Annotated in this window: 15 protein-coding genes; 8 read left to right on the forward strand and 7 right to left on the reverse strand. The window is 72.5% G+C overall.

Annotation, left to right across the window (positions count from 1 at the left end; all coding sequences use genetic code 11):
- Positions 1–2: 2 nt before the first annotated feature.
- Complete coding sequence (locus ADL29_RS31150) at positions 3–416, forward strand: DUF742 domain-containing protein (RefSeq protein ID WP_053926904.1); 414 nt, start codon at positions 3–5, stop codon at positions 414–416.
- Between the two features lie 32 nt (positions 417–448).
- Here ADL29_RS31150 and ADL29_RS31155 read toward each other — a convergent pair whose 3' ends face one another.
- Positions 449–1,462, reverse strand: a complete 1,014-nt coding sequence (locus ADL29_RS31155; RefSeq protein ID WP_053926924.1) for an MASE1 domain-containing protein — start codon at positions 1,460–1,462, stop codon at positions 449–451.
- 12 nt (positions 1,463–1,474) lie between these two features.
- The gene (locus ADL29_RS31160) at positions 1,475–2,299 is read right to left on the reverse strand and encodes a PP2C family protein-serine/threonine phosphatase (protein ID WP_053926905.1); all 825 of its coding nucleotides are present in this window, start codon (positions 2,297–2,299) and stop codon (positions 1,475–1,477) included.
- A gap of 253 nt (positions 2,300–2,552) precedes the next feature.
- Between ADL29_RS31160 and ADL29_RS31165 the strand changes: the two genes are divergently transcribed.
- The 3 genes from ADL29_RS31165 (at position 2,553) to ADL29_RS31175 (ending at position 4,897) form a co-directional block, all read left to right on the forward strand.
- Positions 2,553–3,422, forward strand: coding sequence for an alpha/beta fold hydrolase (locus ADL29_RS31165; RefSeq protein WP_107095133.1), 870 nt, complete (start codon positions 2,553–2,555; stop codon positions 3,420–3,422).
- 64 nt (positions 3,423–3,486) lie between these two features.
- On the forward strand, positions 3,487–4,122 hold the full coding sequence (locus ADL29_RS31170) for a TetR/AcrR family transcriptional regulator (RefSeq protein ID WP_053926906.1): 636 nt from the start codon (positions 3,487–3,489) through the stop codon (positions 4,120–4,122).
- A 163-nt stretch (positions 4,123–4,285) separates the two neighbouring features.
- Positions 4,286–4,897: a GTP-binding protein gene (locus tag ADL29_RS31175; protein ID WP_046929357.1), complete on the forward strand. Its 612-nt coding sequence runs from the start codon at positions 4,286–4,288 to the stop codon at positions 4,895–4,897.
- Positions 4,898–4,962: 65 nt separating this feature from the next.
- Here ADL29_RS31175 and glpK read toward each other — a convergent pair whose 3' ends face one another.
- From glpK to ADL29_RS31200, 5 genes are all read right to left on the reverse strand, one after another.
- Positions 4,963–6,480, reverse strand: coding sequence for a glycerol kinase GlpK (glpK, locus tag ADL29_RS31180; RefSeq protein ID WP_053926907.1), 1,518 nt, complete (start codon positions 6,478–6,480; stop codon positions 4,963–4,965).
- Between the two features lie 130 nt (positions 6,481–6,610).
- The gene (locus ADL29_RS31185) at positions 6,611–7,378 is read right to left on the reverse strand and encodes an MIP/aquaporin family protein (protein ID WP_053926908.1); all 768 of its coding nucleotides are present in this window, start codon (positions 7,376–7,378) and stop codon (positions 6,611–6,613) included.
- 173 nt (positions 7,379–7,551) lie between these two features.
- A complete protein-coding gene (locus tag ADL29_RS31190) occupies positions 7,552–9,285 on the reverse strand; it encodes a GGDEF domain-containing protein (RefSeq protein ID WP_053926926.1) in 1,734 nt (577 codons plus the stop codon).
- A 156-nt stretch (positions 9,286–9,441) separates the two neighbouring features.
- A complete protein-coding gene (locus ADL29_RS31195) occupies positions 9,442–10,632 on the reverse strand; it encodes a lipid-transfer protein (RefSeq protein ID WP_053926909.1) in 1,191 nt (396 codons plus the stop codon).
- Positions 10,629–11,093, reverse strand: coding sequence for a Zn-ribbon domain-containing OB-fold protein (locus ADL29_RS31200; RefSeq protein ID WP_053926910.1), 465 nt, complete (start codon positions 11,091–11,093; stop codon positions 10,629–10,631). Before ADL29_RS31200 ends, ADL29_RS31195 begins: the two co-directional genes overlap by 4 nt.
- A gap of 132 nt (positions 11,094–11,225) precedes the next feature.
- Here ADL29_RS31200 and ADL29_RS31205 point away from each other — a divergent pair, with 132 nt between their 5' ends.
- The 4 genes from ADL29_RS31205 to ADL29_RS31220 all read left to right on the forward strand — a co-directional run bounded on the left by ADL29_RS31205 (position 11,226) and on the right by ADL29_RS31220 (position 15,319).
- Positions 11,226–12,293, forward strand: a complete 1,068-nt coding sequence (locus ADL29_RS31205) for an ABC transporter ATP-binding protein (protein WP_053926911.1) — start codon at positions 11,226–11,228, stop codon at positions 12,291–12,293.
- A 176-nt stretch (positions 12,294–12,469) separates the two neighbouring features.
- Positions 12,470–13,645 (forward strand): ABC transporter substrate-binding protein, encoded by a 1,176-nt coding sequence (locus ADL29_RS31210; RefSeq protein WP_053926912.1) that lies wholly within the window; start codon positions 12,470–12,472, stop codon positions 13,643–13,645.
- A 6-nt stretch (positions 13,646–13,651) separates the two neighbouring features.
- Positions 13,652–14,491 carry an ABC transporter permease gene (locus ADL29_RS31215; protein WP_053926913.1) on the forward strand — a complete coding sequence of 280 codons (840 nt, stop codon included), beginning with the start codon at positions 13,652–13,654 and terminating at the stop codon, positions 14,489–14,491.
- A gap of 15 nt (positions 14,492–14,506) precedes the next feature.
- A complete protein-coding gene (locus ADL29_RS31220) occupies positions 14,507–15,319 on the forward strand; it encodes an ABC transporter permease (protein WP_053926914.1) in 813 nt (270 codons plus the stop codon).
- Positions 15,320–15,399: the final 80 nt, after the last annotated feature.

Consider the following 15,399-nt stretch of genomic DNA (forward strand, 5'->3'; position numbering starts at 1 on the left):
CCATGAACGATCAGGACGGCCGCGCCGTACCGGGGCGGGGCGCGGCCCGTTGGTTCGACGACGACGCGGGACCGGTCGTGCGCCCGTACGCGATGACCCGCGGCCGCACCCGTACGGCCGCGGAGGGACGGCTGGACCTGATCGCGCAGGTGATCGCCGAGAGCCGCGCGGAACAGGCCGTGGCCGACCAGCTGCTGTCGCCCGAGCACGTCGAGATCGTCGAGCTGTGCCGTCAGGCACCGCTCTCGGTCGCCGAGCTGGCGGCCGAACTCGACCTGCCGGTGGGCGTGGTGCGGGTGTTCATCGGCGATCTGCTGGAGGCGGAGCTGGTGCACGTCAGCCGGCCCGTACCGCCCGCCGAGCTGCCGGACGAGAGCGTGCTGCGCGAGGTGATCGACGGGCTGCGGGCGCTGTGACGCGGCCGTGACGGTCCGTTGCCCCCGGCTCGTCACCCCGCTCGCTCGCCACGTCCGCCGTCCGGCTTGCGGTGCTGCGGCGGCGGCCACCCGCCCCTCGAGGCGTCCGCCTCCAGATCGGAGAGGGCCTCGCTGAGCTGGGCGACGATCCGCCGGATCTCGCGCTGGGTGTCGAGCCGCTCGGTGATCACCGCCGCGAGCAGCAGCGCGGTCAGCGCGGTGATCCCGTTGAAGGCCTGCAGGGTGACCATGTTGGTGAACAGGTCGTGATGGGCGAACGGCCCGTGCCGTTCGGCGGCGGCGACGATCGCGATCGTGGAAACCAGCAGGGCGCACGGCGCGGCGCCCGCGTGCCGGAAGCGGAACGCCGCCCAGATCAGGAAGGGGGAGACGAGGAAGAGCAGGTTCATGGCACTGCTCACGGCGAACTGGGTCACGGCGAAGGTACTGATGCCCAGGGCCGCCGCCTCCGCCACCCGCAGCGGACGGATCCGGGCCCGCCGGGACGGCCGCGCCGTGCCCAGGACCAGCAGAACGGGCGTGATCACCAGCACGCCCATCGCGTCACCGGTCCACCACACCGCCCAAGTCGGCCAGAAATCGGCCCTCGTCAGCGCCCCGGAGAGCACCAGCACGCCGCTGCCGACCGTCGAACTCACCAGCATCCCGGCCAGTGCACCGAGGAACACCAGTGCCACGGCGTCCCGCAGCCGGTCCATCCGTACCCGGAAGCCCGCGCACCGCAGCAGCAGACAGGAGAGCACCGGGCTGAGGGTGTTGCTCGCGGCGATCGCGAGGACCACCAGCAGCGAGGGCCCCAGCGTCACATTGACCAGGAAGGCGCCGAGGGCGATGCCCGGCCAGGTCCGCAGGCCCAGCAGGAGCAGCGCCGTCAGCGCGATACCGGTGGGTGGCCACAGGGGGGTGACCTGGCCGCGGACGAGTTCCTGGAGCAGCCCCAGCTTGGCGCCGCCGTAGTACGCCGCCGCGACGGAGAGGATCCGCACGGCCGTGGCGCCGTGCCGGCTCAGCCACTCGTTGTGCACCACATCGGCCTGCTAGGTGTAGGGACCGCCGTCGTGGCGGAGGACGAGGACCGCGGCGTCGTCGCGGTGTCCGGTCAGATCGGCCACCGCGATCACCTCGCAGGCCAGGTCGTCGGCGTCCGCGCGGTAGCGGCCGCCGACCAGTTCGGCCACCCGCGCCAGCCCCCGCTCGAGGGGGAACGTAGGACCTTCCACCACCCCGTCGGTGATCAGGACGAACGCGCCCCGGTGAGCCAGCCGGCGGTGGGTGACCGGATACTCCTCGTCCGGCAGGACCCCCAGCGGCAGGCCGCCCGCGTCGTGCAGGACCTCCGCGCCGTCGGCCGTGCCCCAGACCGCCGGGACATGTCCGGCGCGGGAGTCGGCAAGTTCGCCGCTGGCGGGGTCGAAGCGCAGAAAGGTGCAGGTGGCCATCAGGTCCGAACTCATCGACAGCAGGAGGTTGTTGGCCCGGCCCAGCACCTCGCCCGGGTCGGTGGTGGCGCCCGCGACGGCGCGCAGGCCGGTGCGGACCTGGCCCATGAAGGCCGCGGCCTCCACGTCATGGCCCTCGACGTCTCCGATGGCGAAGGCGAGCGAGCCGTCCGGCAGTGCGAAGCCGTCGTACCAGTCGCCGCCGATGTCCAGCCCGGTCTGCGCCGGTACGTAGCGGGCCGCGGTCTGCAGTCCGGGCAGTCCCGGCAGCTCGGGCGGCAGCATATGGCGCTGCAGTTCCACGGCCAGCGCCACCCGCGCCTGCTGCAGCTTGATCCCTTCCATGACCCGGCCGGTGAGCCGGCCGAGGAGGCGCAGCAGCTCTTCGGGTGGCGGGGTCGGGGTGGTGCGGTGCCGGTTCATTCCACGCTCTGCTTCGCAGCCTGATTCTCACGGTACCGCCGAACCGTGAGGGCGGCCTTCGGTCTTGTTGAGCATTACTCAACATGCGGGTACCGTGCTTGTTGAGCATTTGTCAGTACGTCCGCCGAGCAGTACGTCCGCCGAGCAGTACGTCCGCCGAGCAGGACGACCGCTGAGTGGTGCGGCCGCTGAGCGGTACGGGAACCGAGCAGTCCGAGCGACCAGCAGCACACCCCACGAGGAGAGCGCCGCCATGGCCATGGAATCCACACCGGCCCCCGTTGAACGCCTGGAACTCCAGGTCGGCCCGCACACCTACGACGCCCTGGCGGCCGGCCCGGCCGACGGTGAACCGGTCCTGCTGCTGCACGGCTGGCCAGAATTCGCCGACTCCTGGAGCGGTGTGCTGCCCGCCCTGGGCGCGGCCGGCTACCGCGCCGTCGCCGTCGACCAGCGCGGCTACTCCCCGGGCGCCCGCCCGCCGCGGATCGCCGACTACGCCGTACCCGAGCTCGTCGCCGACGCCCTCGCCTTCGCCGGATCCCAGGGCGCGGACCGCTTCCATGTGGTCGCGCACGACTGGGGCGGCATGGTCGCCTGGGCGCTGGCCGGGGCCCACCCCGAGCGGCTGAAGTCGCTGACCGTACTGGCCACCCCGCACCCCGAGGCGCTCAACCGCGCCGCCGCCGGGGACCCCGAACAGCACCACCGCCTCGACTACGTCCGCTTCTTCCGGCAGGACGGCCATGCGGCGGAGGCGGCCCTGCTCGCCGACGACGCGGCCCGGCTGCGCGCCGCGTACGGCGGCAGGGTCCCGGCCGCACTCGTCGAGGCCAATGTCCGCCGCCTGGCCGAGCCGGGCGCGCTGACCGCCACCCTCAACTGGTACCGGGCCCCCGCCTCGGTGATCTCCGTACCCGCGGGCCGCATCACCGTCCCCACCCTCTTCCTGTGGGGCAGCGAGGACGTCGCCCTGGGCCGCGGCGCCGCCGAGGCGACGGGGGAGTGGGTGGACGGCCCGTACACCTTCGAGGCGCTCGAGGGCGTCAGCCACTGGCTGCCCGAGGAGGTCCCGGACCTCGTCACGCCCAAGATCCTCGACCACCTGGGCACATACGCCTGACGGGCCGCCGGGGGCCGGTGCGCACCGAGATCGTTCCGGCCCCCGGTCCCCGTACACTGCGGGCATGTCCGGCAAGCGGGTCACCCGCCTCACCCCCGACCAGCGCAGGGACCAGCTGGTCGGCATCGGGCTGGAGATGCTCGCCGACCGCTCCCTGGACGAACTGTCCACCGACGAGGTCGCCCGCCGGGCCGGGATCTCCCGCGGACTGCTCTTCCACTACTTCGACTCCAAACGCGACTTCTTCCGCGCCGTCGTCCGCGCCGCGTGCGACCGCTTCACGGCCGCCACCGAACCGGACCCCGCGCTGGCACCCGTGCCCTGGATGCGGGCCTTCATCGCCGGCTTCGTCGCGTACGTCATGGAGCACCGCCGGATCTACCTCGCACTGGTCCGGGGCGCCGCGGGCAGCCATCCCGCGGTGACCGACATCCTCGACGAGACGCGTGAGACGCTCGCCCGCCGGGTCCGTGACGGGCAGCGGCGGCTGGGCATGCCGGACGCACCCCGGCTGGATCTGGCCTCCCGGGCCTGGATGGCCTTCGCCGAGGAGGCCGTCATCAGCTGGCCGGCCGGGAACGGCGACGGCCAGGACGAGACCCACGACGGCACCCGTGACGAACTGTGTGCCTTCGTGGAATCCAGCTTCGTCTCCTTCCTGGGGCTGCTCGACCGGCCCGAAGCGCTCGACCGGCGCTGACCGGGGCGGCGTTACCGGACGGGTCCGTACCTCAAGTGGGCGCCGCGCAGCGCACGTTGTACCGTTCCCTTGCGGCTGCCGAACGGTGTGCCGCCCCCTCGGGGGACACGCGCGGAAGAAGCGCGGGTGCCCCGCATCCCCGGCACTTCAGGAGACTGTATCCATGGCCTTCGGGCGTTCCGAGCGCCGCCGCCGGTCCCCTGCCGTCGACCCCATGACGCTCAAGATCCTGGTCGCGGGCGGATTCGGCGTGGGCAAGACCACCCTGGTGGGCGCCGTCAGTGAGATCAGACCGCTGCGTACCGAGGAGCGGCTGACCGAGGCGGGCCGGCCGGTCGACGACCTCGACGGGGTGGAGGCCAAGACCACCACGACCGTCGCGATGGACTTCGGCCGGATCACCCTCAACGACGAACTCGTCCTCTATCTCTTCGGCACCCCCGGCCAGGACCGCTTCTGGTTCCTGTGGGACGAGCTGGCACGCGGCGCCCTCGGCGCGGTGGTGCTCGCCGACACCCGCCGCCTCACGGACTGCTTCGCCGCGATCGACTACTTCGAGCGGAGCGGACTGCCGTTCACGGTCGCCGTCAACTGCTTCGACGGCGCCGAGCAGTACCCCGCCGAGACCGTCCGGGAAGCCCTGGACCTCGACCCCGGGGTGCCGGTGATGCTGTGCGACGCGCGGCACAAGGACTCCGCACGAGAGGTGCTGATCTCCGTCGTCGAGCATGCGCTGGAGGCCGACACCCGGCGGCGGGAGCCCGCGCTGCCCTGACCCCGGGCGTACGGCCCGCACCCCGCCGCCCGGGGCACGGGCCGTACGTCCGCGGCCGGTTCAGCTCACGACGTCCCGTCCAGCCAGCCGAAGCTGCGCTCCACGGCCTTGCGCCAGTTGCCGTACTCGCGCTCCCGGGCCTGACCGTCCATCCGCGGCGCCCACTCCCGGTCGCGCTTCCAGTGCGCCGTCAGCTCGTCCAGGTCCTGCCAGACGCCGGTCGCCAGGCCCGCCGCGTACGCCGCGCCCAGACACGTCGTCTCCGGGATCACCGGACGGATCACCGGCACGCCCAGCACATCCGCCTGATGCTGCATCAGCAGGTTGTTGGACGTCATGCCTCCGTCCACTTTGAGCCGGGTGATCCGCACCCCCGAGTCCTGGTACATGGCGTCCACGACCTCCCGGGTCTGCCAGCTGGTCGCCTCCAGGACGGCGCGGGCCAGATGCGCCTTGGTGACGAAACCGGTGAGCCCGGTGATCACCCCGCGCGCGTCGGAACGCCAGTACGGCGCGAACAGTCCGGAGAACGCCGGGACGACATACGCGCCGCCGTTGTCCGGGACGCTCGCCGCCAGCGGCTCGATCTCGGCCGCCGACGCGATGATGCCGAGCTGGTCGCGCAGCCACTGCACCAGGGCGCCGGTGATGGCGATGGAGCCCTCCAGGCAGTACACCGGCGCCTCGCCGCCGAGCTGGTAGCCCATGGTCGTCAGCAGCCCGCTCTTGGACGGGACCGGGCGGCTGCCGGTGTTCAGCAGCAGGAACGAGCCGGTGCCGTAGGTGTTCTTGGCCTCCCCGACGCCGTAACAGGTCTGGCCGAAGACGGCCGCCTGCTGATCGCCCAGCGCGGACGCCACGGGCACACCGTGCAGCTGCCCGACGGCCGTCCCGTACACCTCGGCCGACGAGCGGATCTCCGGCAGCATCGCCTCCGGCACCCGCATCGCCGACAGGATCGCCGGATCCCACTGGAGCGTGGTCAGGTTCATCAGCATGGTGCGGCCCGCGTTGGTCACATCCGTGACATGCACCCCGCCCTCGGTGCCGCCGGTCAGATTCCAGATCAGCCAGGAGTCGATGGTGCCGAACGCGATCTCGCCGCGCTCGGCGCGCTCCCGCAGTCCGGGGACCTCGTCCAGCAGCCAGGCCGCCTTGGGACCGGAGAAGTAGCTGGCCAGCGGCAGTCCGGTGGCGTCCCGGAAGCGGTCCTGGCCGTCCGCGCCGCCCAGTTCGGTGCACAGCCCGGCGGTACGGGTGTCCTGCCAGACGATCGCGTGGTGTACGGGGCGGCCGGTGGCCCGGTCCCACAGGACCGTGGTCTCGCGCTGGTTGGTGATGCCCAGCGCGCTCAGCTGGTCCGCGCGCAGCCCCGCCTTGGTCAGCGCGCCCGCCACCACGGCCTGCACCTTGGTCCAGATCTCGGTGGCGTCGTGCTCCACCCAGCCCGGCTGCGGGAAGATCTGGCGGTGCTCGCGCTGGTCGACGGCGACGATCGCCCCGTCGTGGTTGAAGATGATGCAGCGGCTCGACGTGGTGCCCTGGTCGATCGCGGCGACGTACTTCTCCGTGTGCTGCGTCATGCCGTCACGCCTCCTGAAGTCCTGTGTCCGAGTGGGTACGGGGCCTCGCCGGTGCCGGCCCGTGGCGTCCGGGCGGCGACGGGCCGGATCCCGTGCAGTCCGGATCCCGTGCGGTGGGGACGCCGTGCTGTCAGAACGCCGCCTGATACACCAGGCCGGAGAGCACCGCGCCGATCAGCGGACCGGCCACCGGGATCCAGGCGTAACCCCAGTCGGACGAGCCCTTGTTGGGGATCGGCAGCAGGGCGTGCGCGATCCGCGGGCCCAGATCGCGGGCGGGGTTGATGGCATAGCCGGTGGGCCCGCCGAGCGAGAGGCCGATGCCGACGACGAGCAGCGCGACGAGCAGCACGTTGATCCCGGAGCCGTAGACACCGGCCCGGTCACCGGGGACCTGCCCGATGCCGATGCCCTTGTTCTCGCCGAAGAACAGGATCGGCAGCACCAGCCCGACGGTGGCGATGATCTCGGTGACCAGGTTGGCGGCCGGATGGCGGATCTCCGGGCCGGTGGCGAAGATCCCCACCGTCGGCTGCGCCTTGTCCCGCTCGGAGTTGGCGGCGAACTGCGCGTAATACAGGGCCCAGGCCGCCGCGGCGCCGATCAGCGCGCCGGTCAGCTGCGCCCCGACGTACAGCGGCACCTTCGACCACTCGGTGCCGCCCGCGACGGCCGAGCCGACCGTCACCGCCGGGTTGAGGTGGCCCCCGGACAGCGGCGCGGCGGTATAGGCCCCGGCGAGCACGCCCAGACCCCAGCCGAAGGCGATCACCAGCCAGCCGGCGCCTCGGGCCTTCGAATGGTGCAGGGTGACGGCGGCGCACACACCGGCGCCGAACAGAATCAGGATCGCGGTGCCTATCACTTCACCGACGAAGATGTCCCCATTGGCATACATGGCGGCTCCTTGGCCCTCGCCCGGGGGCGTGCCCCGGTCCGGTCCTCCGTACAGGCATCCGGAAGTGTTCACCCGGGGTGACGGAGCGTCAAGGTCGCGTACCGCTGGGGATGTTGAGCGCCAGTGTGCGGGTCCGGGGAGGGCCTGTGACGCCATTACAGGTGTGACGGGCGTCAGGGGCAGATGCGTACGCCCTCCGCTCCGGCCGTGCCCGCGCAGGTCGGACCCGCCGGGGCGGCCGGTGACGGCACCCGCGCCATGGCTCCCCGCCGCACCTCCGTACCCGCCGAGCCCGGCCGGCCGACCACCCAGCTCGCCCCCGGCAGCGCCTTCGCCGCCTTCTTCAGCGGCGCCAGCGCGGCCGCCGCCTCGCCGTGACTGCGGACGCTGCCGGGCGGACAGTCGACCGTCGCCAGCGACAGCGTGACCGGCCGTCCGCCCGCCGACCACGGCACATCCAGCACCGCCTCAGCGAACGGCGTCGGCCCCTCGGGTCCGGCCAGCACCAGAAAGTCGTCCCCGCCGATGTGCCCCACCCGGGAGGACGGTTCGCGCGCCGCCACCTCCGCCAGCGCCCGCCCCACCGACCGGATCAGCTCATCGCCCGCCGCAAACCCCGCACCGTCGTTGACCTGTTTGAAACCGTCCACATCCAGCCAGCTGAGCGCGAACGCCCGGCCCTCGGCTATCCGCCGGTCCACCTCGCCGTTGACCGCGTCCGAACCGGGCAGCCGGGTCAGCGGGTTGAGCCGTGCCGCCTCCTCCACCCGGCTCTCGGCCAGCGCCCGCAGAATGTCCGCGAGATGCACCACGCCCATGCACCGGCCCCGCTCGTCGACCACCGCCACATCGTCGCCGGTACGGTCGCGTTCCCCGTCCGCTATCACATCCAGCACCTCCCAGGCGGTGGCGTCCGCGCCCACCGTCCGCGGCCGGTCGGCCAGCCGCAGCGCCGGCCGGTCGGCATACAGGGCATGCCCGTACCGCCCGGAGAGCGACAGCAGGAACCGGTCGCGGTCGATCGCCCGCACCGGCACCCCGTCGGTGTCCACCAGCAGCACCCCCGACACCCCCGGGAACCCGGTGAGATGGCTGCGCACCGCGCCCGCCGACGCGGACATCGGCAGCAGCGCCGCGGGCTGCAGAAACTGCGCGACCGGCGGTCCCGAGGGCGGACTGTACGGTGCGGGGCCGCGCGCCGCCGGCGGGCGGTCGGGCGGCAGATACACCTCGGCGGACGCGCGCCGGGCGGGCGGCGCGAACAGATGCCCCTGCGCCAGCTGCACCCCCGCCTCCCGCACCGCCGCATACTGCCGCTCGGTCTCCACGCCCTCGATCGCCAGCAGCCCGCCCACCTGCTCGCACAGCTGCCGCATCGCAGCCACCGCGGCCCGGCGGCCCCGGTCGGCGGCGAGCCCCGCGCACAGCGACCGGTCGAGCTTGACGAGGTCCGGCGCCAGTTCGCCGAGCAGCCGCAGCGGCAGATCGCCGTCCCCGACGCCGTCCGCGCAGATCCGGTAGCCCTCGTCGCGCAGCCCCGCCACCGCCTCCCGCAGCGAACGGTGCGGGACATGGGTGAAGGGCCCGCCGATGTCCAGGGTGATCTCCCACGGCCGACGTCCCACGTCCCGTACGGCCTTGCCGAGCGACGTCAGCGACGGCAGCTCGGCGACCGTTGCGGCGAAGACGTTCACATGCAGCGGCAGCATCGTCTCCTGGTGTGCCGCGGCCCGTACGGCGAGCGCCGCCAGCTCGGCGTCCAGGTCGGGACAGCGGTGCGCCGAGCCCAGGACATCGGTCCCGCCGTCCTCGGGGCGGGCGAGTATCTCCAGTGCGGCGATCGAGCCGGTCGCAAGGTTCACAACGGGCTGAAAGGCGAAGCGAAGCTGGTCCGTCCAGGCAGGCACCGCGCCAGCATGCCGCCCCCGGAGGCCGGGCGGCGCCCGGTTCACGCAGTGTTCACGCATCCTTCCGGAGCGTATGGGGGGCCGTCCTGCGATCCACACACGATCTTCGAGCGGGGCGTCGGGCGGGGCATTGTCGGACGTCCCACGTCCGGCCCTTCACCGCACGGCAACGACCGCCGACCCGTGCCCGAACAGCCCCTGATTGGCCGTCATACCCACTCGCGCACCCGGTACTTGACGCTCGCCCGCCTGCTCCCGCAGTTGCCAGGTCAGCTCGCAGACCTGGGCGATGGCCTGGGCCGGCACCGCCTCGCCGAAAGAGGCCAGCCCGCCGCCGGCGTTCACCGGCAGCCGTCCGCCGAGCGCCGTCGTCCCGTCCCGCAGCAGCTTTGCCGCCTCGCCGGCGCCGCACAGGCCCAGGTCCTCGTACCACTCCAGCTCCAGCGCGGTGGACAGGTCATAGACCTCGGCCAGCGAGAGGTCCTCGGGGCCCAGCCCCGCCTCCTCGTACGCATACCGCGCGATGGAGGACCGGAACCCGGCCTCCGGCGCCGGTACGGCGGCCGCGGAGTCGGTGGCGATATCGGGCAGGTCCAGTTCGGTCCGGGGGTACTGCGGGGTCGCCGTGGAGACCGCCCGGATCCGCACCGGGTCCGCGGCGCCGTGCCGCCGGGCGAAGTCCATGCTGCTCAGGACCAGTGCCGCGGCGCCGTCGGAGGTGGCACAGATGTCCAGCAGCCGCAGCGGATCACAGACCACGGCCGATGCGGCGACCTCCTCGGCGGTGACCCGCTTGCGGTAGCGGGCGTACGGATTGAGCGCGCCCGCCGCCGAGTTCTTCACCTTCACCCGGGCGAAATCGTCCGCCGTGTCGCCGTACAGCGCCATCCTCCGCCGCGCATACAGCCCGAAGTACGCCGGATTGGTCGCGCCCAGCACCCGGAACCGCAGCCAGTCGGGATCGTCGGGCCGCTCACCGCCGGCCGGGGCGAAGAACCCCTTGGGTGCGGCATCGGCGCCCACCACCAGCGCGACCTCCGCCATACCCGCCAGAATCTGCGCCCGCGCGGTGCCGATGGCCTGCGCACCGGACGCACAGGCCGCATAGACGCTGGTCACCCGCGCCCCCTGCCACCCCAGCGCCCGGGCGAAGGTCGCCCCCGCCACGTAACCGGGATAGCCGCCGCGCACCGTGCCGGCCCCCACCACGCTCTGCACGCGGTTCCACTCCAGCCCCGCGTCCGCCAGCGCATTCCGCGCCGCCTTCGTCCCGTATTCGACAAAGCTGCGGCCCCACTTGCCCCAGGGGTGCATCCCGGCGCCGAGCACCGCCACGTCGGACGTCATACGTCCCTCCTCCGGCCGGCGGCGACCGGCTTCCAGTGCCAGGTCCTCCAGGTGTGCTCCGCGTCCTCGTCGAGCACCCCCGGCACCAGTTCCACCTCCGCGCCCACCTCGAGGTCCGCGACGGTCACACCGGGCGCCGCCTGCCCGAGCACCACCATCCGCTCGGCCGCCAGCTCCACCGCGACCAGCGTGTACGGCTGCCATTCGGCGTCCGGATCGCTGACGTACGGAGCGGGCGGCCGATAGTGCGCGTCGGTGTACGACCAGACCGTGCCGTGGCGGGAGAGCGGCACCTCCACCAGCTCGCCGCCCGCGCAGCCGGGGTTGCGGCAGAAGCAGTCCTCGCGGGGGAAGAACACCGCATCGCAGGCCCGGCACCGCGTCCCCAGCAGCCGGAACTCCGCGGGGCCGGCGTCCGGATCGAACCACCCCGGCACCACGGGCTTGGGTGTGCGTGGCACGGCGCCTCCCGGAAAGCGTCACTGACGGACGTCATAACTGACGGTACGTCAGGAGTGTGGCATGCTGCCGCCCGGCGCGGAACCCCGGTACAGTCGCCGGCGCGATCAAGCCGTGCACGAGGGGGAGCGCCCGTGACCGAAGCCGCCCGCGCCGCTGCCGATGCCGCCCGTACGACCGCACCCCACGCCGTCCGGCTGACCGGCGTCGCCAAGGACTACGGCCCGGTCCGTGCCGTGAACGACGTCGAACTCACCGTCCACCAGGGCGAGTTCTTCTCCCTCCTCGGCCCCTCCGGCTCCGGCAAGACCACCCTGCTGCGTCTGATCGCCGGCTTCGAACGCCCCACCGCCGGCCGTATCGCGCTCGCCGGCCGGGATGTCACCGCCCTCCCGCCCAGCCGCCGCGACGTCCACACCGTCTTCCAGGACTACGCCCTCTTCCCGCATATGACCGTCGAGCAGAACGTCGCCTACGCGCTGACCGTGCGCGGGGTCCGCAAGGCCGAACGCCTCGCCCGCGCCCGCGAGGGCCTGGCGACCGTCCGGCTCGACGGCTACGGGCCGCGCCGCCCCGCACAGCTCTCCGGCGGCCAGCGCCAGCGCGTCGCCCTGGCCCGCGCCCTGATCGACAGCCCCGGACTGCTGCTGCTCGACGAACCCCTCGGTGCCCTCGACCTCGGACTGCGGCACGAGATGCAGGCGGAACTCAAGCGCATCCAGCGCGCCACCGGGGTCACCTTCCTCCTGGTCACCCACGACCAGGAGGAGGCGCTGACGCTCAGTGACCGCCTCGCCGTCCTCGACGGCGGCCGCATCGAGCAGACCGGCCCGCCGCTGGAGGTCTACGACCGCCCGGCCAGCGCGTTTGTCGCGGGCTTCGTCGGCACCACCAATCTGCTGCGGGACGAGGCGGCGGTGCGCGTCGTCGGCGCCCCGGGCACGTACAGTATCCGCCCCGAACGGATCCGCATCGCGCCGCCCGGCAGCGTCCCGGGCCCGGGGGAGCGGTGTCTGCCCGGCCGCATCGCCGAGATCGCCCACGCCGGCGCCCACACCCGTTTCACGGTCCGTCTCGAAGCCGGTGACGACCGCCTCACCGTGCTCCGGCAGCACACCGCACGACTGCCGGAGGCGGCCCGTACCGGGGCGGCGGTGAACCTCGTATGGGACACCGGCGATGCCTTCGCCGTGCCGGGCTGACCGCCCCCGCGCCGGGCCGGCCTCCCCGGTACCGGACTGTTGGACGTCGGATGTCGGATGTCGGATGTCGCATGCCGGGCTGTTGGACGTCGGACGTCCCACGCGCTCTGGTGGCGAATGGCTGGTTTCCGGATACTGGCGGGGCCCGACAGCCGTGTGCGACAGGGGAGTTCACCATGCGCTGCGCGAATCCGTGGAAGGCCGCCGTGGCGGCCGGTGTCCTGCTGCTGACCGCCGCGTGCGGATCCGGCGGCGGTGCGGGCGAGAAGGCCCCCGCCGAGCAGAAGACCCTCGGCAAGGGGGAGGGCCGGGTCGACATCATCGCCTGGGCCGGCTATGCCGAGGACGGTTCCAACGACCCCAGGACCGACTGGGTGCACCCCTTCGAGAAACGGACCGGCTGCAAGGTCAACACCAAGATCGCCGGGACCTCCGACGAAATGGTCTCGCTGATGAAGACCGGCCAGTACGACACCGTCTCCGCCTCCGGCGACGCCACCCTGCGGCTGATCGCCGCCAAGGACGTGGCCCCCGTCAACACCGGGCTGGTCCCGAACTACCGCGATGTCTTCCCCGGCCTGAAGATGCGCCCGTTCAACTCCAGGAACGGGCAGATGTACGGCATTCCGCACGGCCGCGGCGCCAATCTGCTGATGTACCGCACCGACAAGGTGTCCCCGGCCCCCGACTCCTGGAAGGCCGTCTTCGACGGCGCGGCGACGTACTCGGGCAAGGTGACCGCGTACGACTCGCCCATCTACATCGCCGATGCCGCGCTCTATCTGATGAAGACCAGGCCCGCGCTCGGCATCAAGGACCCGTACGCGCTGGACAGCAAGCAACTCGCCGCCGCTGTAAGCCTGTTGAAGAAACAGCGGCAGCACATCGGCGAGTACTGGAGCGACTACCAGAAGGAAGTCACCGCCTTCAAGGGCGGCGACAGTGTCATCGGCACCACCTGGCAGGTCATCGCCAACACCGCCGCGGCGGAAAAGGCGCCGGTCAAGGCCGTACTCCCCAAGGAAGGCGCGACCGGCTGGTCCGACACCTGGATGGTCTCTGCCAAGGCGAAGCATCCCAACTGCGCCTACAAATGGCTCGACTGGATCGTCTCCCCGAAGGTGAACGCCCAGGTGGCCGAGTATTTCGGCGAGGCACCGGCGAACGCCAGGGCCTGCCGCGAGACCACCGACCCGCACCACTGCGCGGTCTTCCACGCCGCCGACGAGCGCTACTACCGCCGTGTCCACTTCTGGACCACCCCCGTCCCGCAGTGCCTCGACGGGCGGAAGGGCGTCAAGTGCACGGACTACGCGGAATGGACCCGGGCCTGGACGGAGATCAAGGGCTGAGGGCCCATGCCCACGACGGACCGCGCCCGCGGCCGGCTCGCCGCCCTCCTCGCCCCGCCCCTCCTCTGGCTGGTCCTCGCCTACCTGGGCTCCCTCGCGGTGCTCCTCCTCTCCGCCTTCTGGACCACCGACCCCTTCACCTCCGACGTCGTCCGCTCCTTCACCACGGACAACTTCCGCGAGATCCTCGGCACCCCCGTCTACCGCACCGTCGCCCTGCGCACCCTGGGCATCGCCGTCACCGTCACCCTCCTCGACGCCGCCCTCGCCCTCCCGGTCGCCTTCTTCATGGCCCGGGTGGCGACCGGACGGCTGCGCCGCGCCCTCGTGGTGGCCGTCCTCACCCCGCTGTGGGCGGGCTACCTGGTCAAGGCGTACGCCTGGCGGGTGATGCTCGGCGAGCACGGCATCGTCAACGCAGCGCTCGAGCCGTTCGGTCTGCGCGGCCCGGGGTACGGAGTGAGTGCCGTCGTCATCGTGCTCGCCTACCTCTGGCTGCCGTACATGATCCTGCCGGTGTACGCGGCCCTGGAACGGCTGCCCGCCCGACAGCTGGAGGCCTCCGCCGACCTCGGGGCGGGCACGCTCAGAACGCTGGGATCCGTCGTCGCCCCGGCCGTCCGCCCGGCGCTCCTGGCCGGGTCCGTGTTCACCTTCTCCCTCTCCCTCGGTGACTACCTCACCGTGCAGATCGTCGGCGGCCGTACCCAGCTCCTGGGCAATGTCATCGCCTCCCAGGTCACCCTCGACCTGCCGCTCGCCGCGGCCCTGTCGGCCGTCCCCGTGGCGCTCATCGTCTGCTACCTCGCCGCCGTCCGCCGGGCGGGCGCCCTCGACTCCCTCTAGCCAGGAGGTGGTTCGGTGCATCTGTCGCGCACCGCCCGCGTCGTGCTCGGCTGCATCACGGCCGCCGGCCTCACCCTCGTCCATCTCCCCCTCCTCCTGGTCGTCCTCAACTCCGTCAACGCCGACCGCTCCTTCGCCTGGCCGCCCACCGCCCTCACCGGCGCCTGGTGGCACCGCGCCCTGCACAGCGCGGGCGCCCGCGACGCCCTGTGGACCTCAGTGCGGGCGGGCCTCGGCGCCACCGTCATCGCCCTGGTCCTCGGCTCGCTCGCCGCCTTCGCCGTGCACCGGCACCGCTTCTTCGGCCGCCGGACCGTCTCGTTCCTGATCGTGCTGCCGATCGCCCTCCCCGGCATCGTCACCGGCATTGCGCTCAACGCCGCGTTCCGCACCGTCCTGGAGCCGCTCGGCATCGGCTTCGGCCTGTTCACCGTCGTCGTCGGCCATGCGACCTTCTGCGTGGTCATCGTCTTCAACAACGTGGCCGCGCGGCTCCGCCGGATCGCCCCCTCCCAGGCCGAGGCCTCCGCCGACCTGGGCGCCCGCCCCTGGCAGACCCTGCGGTACGTCACCTTCCCGGCGCTGCGCCCGGCCTTCTTCGCGGGCGCCCTGCTGGCCTTCGCGCTCTCCTTCGACGAGGTCGTGGTGACCACGTTCACCGCGGGCGCGGGCACCAGGACGCTGCCCCTCTGGATCTACGAGAACCTCGCGCGCCCTCACCAGGCGCCGGTCGTCGATGTCGTCGCCACACTGCTGATCGCGCTGTCGGTGCTCCCCGTGTACGCGGCGCAGCGGCTGTCCGCGGACCCGGCGGGCGGACGGCTCTGAGGCGGCGTCACCACGCCACGCGCGCCGGACAGCCATGACGCGCCCGCCTGCCGGGCGCATGACGCGCCCGCCTGCCGGGT

The sequence above is a fragment of the Streptomyces chattanoogensis genome, from assembly GCF_001294335.1.
GTDB lineage: Bacteria > Actinomycetota > Actinomycetes > Streptomycetales > Streptomycetaceae > Streptomyces > Streptomyces chattanoogensis.

Excerpts from the sequence above, each read along its gene's own strand:
- ADL29_RS31150 (WP_053926904.1), top strand. The coding sequence starts at position 3 with ATGAACGATCAGGACGGCCGCGCCGTACCGGGGCGGGGCGCGGCCCGT.
- ADL29_RS31160 (WP_053926905.1), bottom strand. The coding sequence starts at position 2,299 with ATGAACCGGCACCGCACCACCCCGACCCCGCCACCCGAAGAGCTGCTG.
- ADL29_RS31165 (WP_107095133.1), top strand. The coding sequence starts at position 2,553 with ATGGCCATGGAATCCACACCGGCCCCCGTTGAACGCCTGGAACTCCAG.
- ADL29_RS31170 (WP_053926906.1), top strand. The coding sequence starts at position 3,487 with ATGTCCGGCAAGCGGGTCACCCGCCTCACCCCCGACCAGCGCAGGGAC.
- ADL29_RS31175 (WP_046929357.1), top strand. The coding sequence starts at position 4,286 with ATGGCCTTCGGGCGTTCCGAGCGCCGCCGCCGGTCCCCTGCCGTCGAC.
- glpK (WP_053926907.1), bottom strand. The coding sequence starts at position 6,480 with ATGACGCAGCACACGGAGAAGTACGTCGCCGCGATCGACCAGGGCACC.
- ADL29_RS31185 (WP_053926908.1), bottom strand. The coding sequence starts at position 7,378 with ATGTATGCCAATGGGGACATCTTCGTCGGTGAAGTGATAGGCACCGCG.
- ADL29_RS31195 (WP_053926909.1), bottom strand. The coding sequence starts at position 10,632 with ATGACGTCCGACGTGGCGGTGCTCGGCGCCGGGATGCACCCCTGGGGC.
- ADL29_RS31210 (WP_053926912.1), top strand. The coding sequence starts at position 12,470 with ATGCGCTGCGCGAATCCGTGGAAGGCCGCCGTGGCGGCCGGTGTCCTG.
- ADL29_RS31215 (WP_053926913.1), top strand. The coding sequence starts at position 13,652 with ATGCCCACGACGGACCGCGCCCGCGGCCGGCTCGCCGCCCTCCTCGCC.